Below are 3,588 nucleotides of genomic sequence, written 5' to 3' on the forward strand. Positions count from 1 at the left end.
ATGAAACCATATGAGATTATTTAAGGCCGATCGGGGAATTTATCTGGTCTAATATGGTGTTTAAAAAATCAAGGAAATACGGAAATATTCAATTTTTTTTGTGGGTAGGGAGAAAAAAGGGCAAGCGGCTTTTCGCCGCTTGTGCTCTTGCGCGGCCGCGAGGGGGTCTTGCAAAACCGGAACGGAAAGACGACCGAAAGCGGGCGGACGAAGGTCGCCCGCTCGGGAGGATCGGAGTGGAATTTTTGCAAGACTTCCGCAGTGGCTTGGGAATATATGGCTGAATAAAAAAGTTAAAAAGAGTACTACCTCCTTAGTTAAAATCTTTACTCGGTATCTTTGGTCAATCTCAAAATCCAGACCTACGACCAACAAAAAAAATTAGAGTCCATTGATAAGTATTAGCGACAAAATGTTCATTACAAAAGATATCAATGCAGTTACTATAGCCTATTTTAAAAAGTCGGTTCTACGTAAACTATTGATGAGTTTTTCCTTTGAACCACAATCAAATAATAAAGCAATTACCGACCTGTTCAAAAGTATTAATCATTATGGATTTGACTTGCCTAACGAGTATGAACTAGACCTTTTTGGAATGTTATGGCAGTTCAAAAATAACCTTGAAGAGGACGAACTAACCGCTCTATACTTTTGGGGCTTGAACCAAAAATACATGTCTATTTTGAGAATTTTTTAGATGAAAGTGATACCCATCCGGAAAAGAAATTCGACGAGGAATTTGGCAGGTCTCTTGCCTATATAATCTATGATCCAAATGCTAGTGGATTGGAGGCGGATACCATTGAAGAACTCAAAGTACTCTTATGTAATTTCGCTAGTGAATTTGATTTGTCGGTTATAGATGAATTTACATTAGAAGAGATAGTAGAGGTTATTGATATATACTGTTCATCATCGAATAATTCCGTGCCGGTTTTCTAGTGAAGAATTGTACTTACCTGTGAACGGAGTGTGGGTACGTTCATAACTATGGTTAAGCTCTAAGTCCACTTTTTAAAAGTTCTAATTGCTCCCTATGCTTTTTAGGATTAGCTTCTTTTAGCTTTTGTAGATTTTGTAATTTCCATTGTACCGCAGGATAGTCTTCAAATTTGTACGCATTCCAATTTGGAGTGTTGTTTTCAAAACTCAATAGAAATTCCTTATCAGAGTCAGTAAGGTTTTCATGAATGGTTTTAATAAGTGAATTTCGTGTTGTTTCAAAACCTTCATAGGTGAATTCTTCATCACTCATACCTTCAAATTGATTCGCCATAGCTGAACGTTGGTCAAGTAAATTAGGAGCAAGCATTTCATGTAGTGGTCTATTACTACTTAACAGACCAAAGAGAAATCCTGTTCTGACTTCTTCGGTAAATCCCTCGTTTTCTAAAAGATATTTGACATCGAAAAAATCCCTGGGATGCTGACGATCCAAAGCAGCACAAATTTTGCCTCCATAAAGTTGACCAATAGGGACGATAGCAATTTCACAAAAAGCATCGAATGCCTCCTGTGCCTTTTCACATAAAGTCATTTTGATTGGTGTGGCAATAGTCCCGCGCATTGCTTGGTTGACTTCCAATTTTATTTGAGCCTGTCCTTTGGAAATTTGTAGTTTAAGCTCATCTTGTTTGTGTGTGACTTTGACTTTGTGAACAACAGTTTCGATATTCCCCTTAATTCGTGCTAAAGCCTTATTGATATTTTCAAATGATGTTTCCCTATTCCCGACCGGAACATAAGTTAAATCAATATCTACGGACAACCTGGGCATTTCACGAACGAACAGGTTAATGGCCGTCCCTCCATGAAGGGCAAAGCATGTTTCTTTCGCAACTTCCGGAAGTACATTCAATAACAGTGAAACTTGTGATTTATAATTCGCCATTTGCAAATTTGGTAGGAACGGTTATTTTATATTTTGAATTGTAAACACCATTTTTTACGATACTTCGTTTACCACTTCCTAGATCTATTTTTTCGAGGTTGATATGTTGAACCCAACTATGACCAGCCCTTTCGGCCAGATATAGAAAGAGGCGTTTTACTTTTATAGAGGAACAGTTTTCCAATAGATTTTGAACAAGATTGGGTCTTAGATTATTTAGCCCTTCCATTAATTGGTAACACTCTAGAAGATCTTGATTTTTGGGTGTTAAAAATAGGCACTCCAGCATTGCCCTTGCAGCACTGGAAACTTTTATGGTGAATGTTTTTAGCTCCACTTCCGTAAGCCCTATTTCCGCTGGTAGAAAAGAAGAACTATAATAGTCTAGGGTTACACCCCAATCATGCTTCAAGCACCAAGTGGGCAGCTTTTCGTTTTTTCCACCAAACAGTGTAACCTTTTTTTGGGAAAGTTCTAAATAATGCGATTTACCGAGTAATGAGAAAGCGGTCTTCCCCGCTGGATGTACAAATAGCCCCGCTTGATTTTGGAGAGCATAGATAGCCCCTTCGTAACCAACATCATCACCCGAGCGTATCATGGCTCCTGTACCTATTGAAGTAAACCAGTCACTGCTACGATATCTTTTTTGTAAATCAAGGCTATATCCTTGCCCTACTAACCAAGAAGATAGGTAAACGATTCCCGAAGGATTCGCACCCAATAATTGGTTTATTTTTAATTTACTATCGGTACTCACGGTACCAAATTACGTAATTTTTTAAACTTTATTTTGATTTGGTTTATAATCTTATACCTTTAGGTACTTTAAGTACCGAAAAACATAAAAAATAAAACTATTCTTAGCTCTCTCATGCTACTGACTGCGGGTAATGGAAAGCGAAGCATTATGAAAGATTTTGGGCGATTAGTACCTACTTATCAGAGAAAATTATTGATTAGGAACAAAATATTATGGAAAGTTGGCATAACTAAAAGCCTAAACCCTTGCCCCTTCTCTTTTTGACACTTTTTTCAACGGTTTTATCCTGTCTTTTGTTTTTAGAAAGTTTGGCTTCATCAATAAACTGTTGCATACCCAAGTGCATAGGGCCTGAAGACATAATTTTTTCTTGGTTTTCGAGTATGTGGGGTTTAAGGTTCAACTCCTCCGCCAAACGATAGCCTAGATTAAAAGCACTTTTGAACATTTCGTCAACTTTGATTTATTCTTCCATACTTAAAAAGTTTCTCGGACGTGTTTCTCGATGTATGCTATAATAGAATCCCTATCGTAAAGGATAATCTTCTTTTGGGGTTGGGAAAACCTAATTTTACCTTCATTCCTTAGTTTCTGAAGGGTAGTAGTAGATTTTATTCTAAGGATAGACATTGCTTCTTCCACATCAATCCATTTTTCGGGCTTATCCTGCCTTTTGGATTCAACATGTTCAATAACCTTTTCGAACAAGGCATAAAAGGCTTCCTCTTGAACACAGATAACTTGCATGACAATTAAATAGTGGGATGTTTATGGTTCAATATATGATCTTTTTACTTTTGTATAAAATATTGATTATTAAACTCTTGAAGGGTCAATCTCAAAAGTTGTGTGCGGATTGATATAGGAGTCCGATCTTTGCGTAAAAACGACCGACCTTGGAATTATCTACGGACCTATTGAAGCTTATATT

The 3,588-nt window shown here is 37.3% G+C and carries 6 protein-coding genes; 2 read left to right on the top strand and 4 right to left on the bottom strand.

The window, feature by feature from the left end; genetic code table 11:
• Positions 1-412: 412 nt before the first annotated feature.
• The gene (locus tag IV512_RS19535; protein ID WP_209406422.1) at positions 413-700 is read left to right on the top strand and encodes a hypothetical protein; all 288 of its coding nucleotides are present in this window, start codon (positions 413-415) and stop codon (positions 698-700) included.
• Complete coding sequence (locus IV512_RS19540) at positions 655-945, top strand: hypothetical protein (RefSeq protein WP_209406424.1); 291 nt, start codon at positions 655-657, stop codon at positions 943-945. The genes IV512_RS19535 and IV512_RS19540 overlap by 46 nt, the downstream gene beginning before the upstream one ends.
• 52 nt (positions 946-997) lie before the next feature.
• On the opposite strand, the gene IV512_RS19545 is transcribed toward IV512_RS19540, so the two are convergent.
• From IV512_RS19545 to IV512_RS19560, 4 genes are all read right to left on the bottom strand, one after another.
• Positions 998-1,894 (bottom strand): nucleotidyl transferase AbiEii/AbiGii toxin family protein, encoded by an 897-nt coding sequence (locus IV512_RS19545; RefSeq protein ID WP_209406425.1) that lies wholly within the window; start codon positions 1,892-1,894, stop codon positions 998-1,000.
• Positions 1,881-2,654, bottom strand: coding sequence for a type IV toxin-antitoxin system AbiEi family antitoxin (locus IV512_RS19550; protein WP_209406427.1), 774 nt, complete (start codon positions 2,652-2,654; stop codon positions 1,881-1,883). Before IV512_RS19550 ends, IV512_RS19545 begins: the two co-directional genes overlap by 14 nt.
• A gap of 232 nt (positions 2,655-2,886) precedes the next feature.
• Positions 2,887-3,105: a hypothetical protein gene (locus tag IV512_RS19555; RefSeq protein ID WP_209406429.1), complete on the bottom strand. Its 219-nt coding sequence runs from the start codon at positions 3,103-3,105 to the stop codon at positions 2,887-2,889.
• Positions 3,106-3,134: 29 nt separating this feature from the next.
• Positions 3,135-3,404 carry a helix-turn-helix domain-containing protein gene (locus tag IV512_RS19560; RefSeq protein ID WP_209406431.1) on the bottom strand — a complete coding sequence of 90 codons (270 nt, stop codon included), beginning with the start codon at positions 3,402-3,404 and terminating at the stop codon, positions 3,135-3,137.
• Between the last annotated feature and the right edge of the window lie 184 nt (positions 3,405-3,588).

Source organism: Pseudozobellia sp. WGM2 (genome assembly GCF_017810075.1).
Taxonomy (GTDB): Bacteria; Bacteroidota; Bacteroidia; order Flavobacteriales; family Flavobacteriaceae; genus JADNYK01.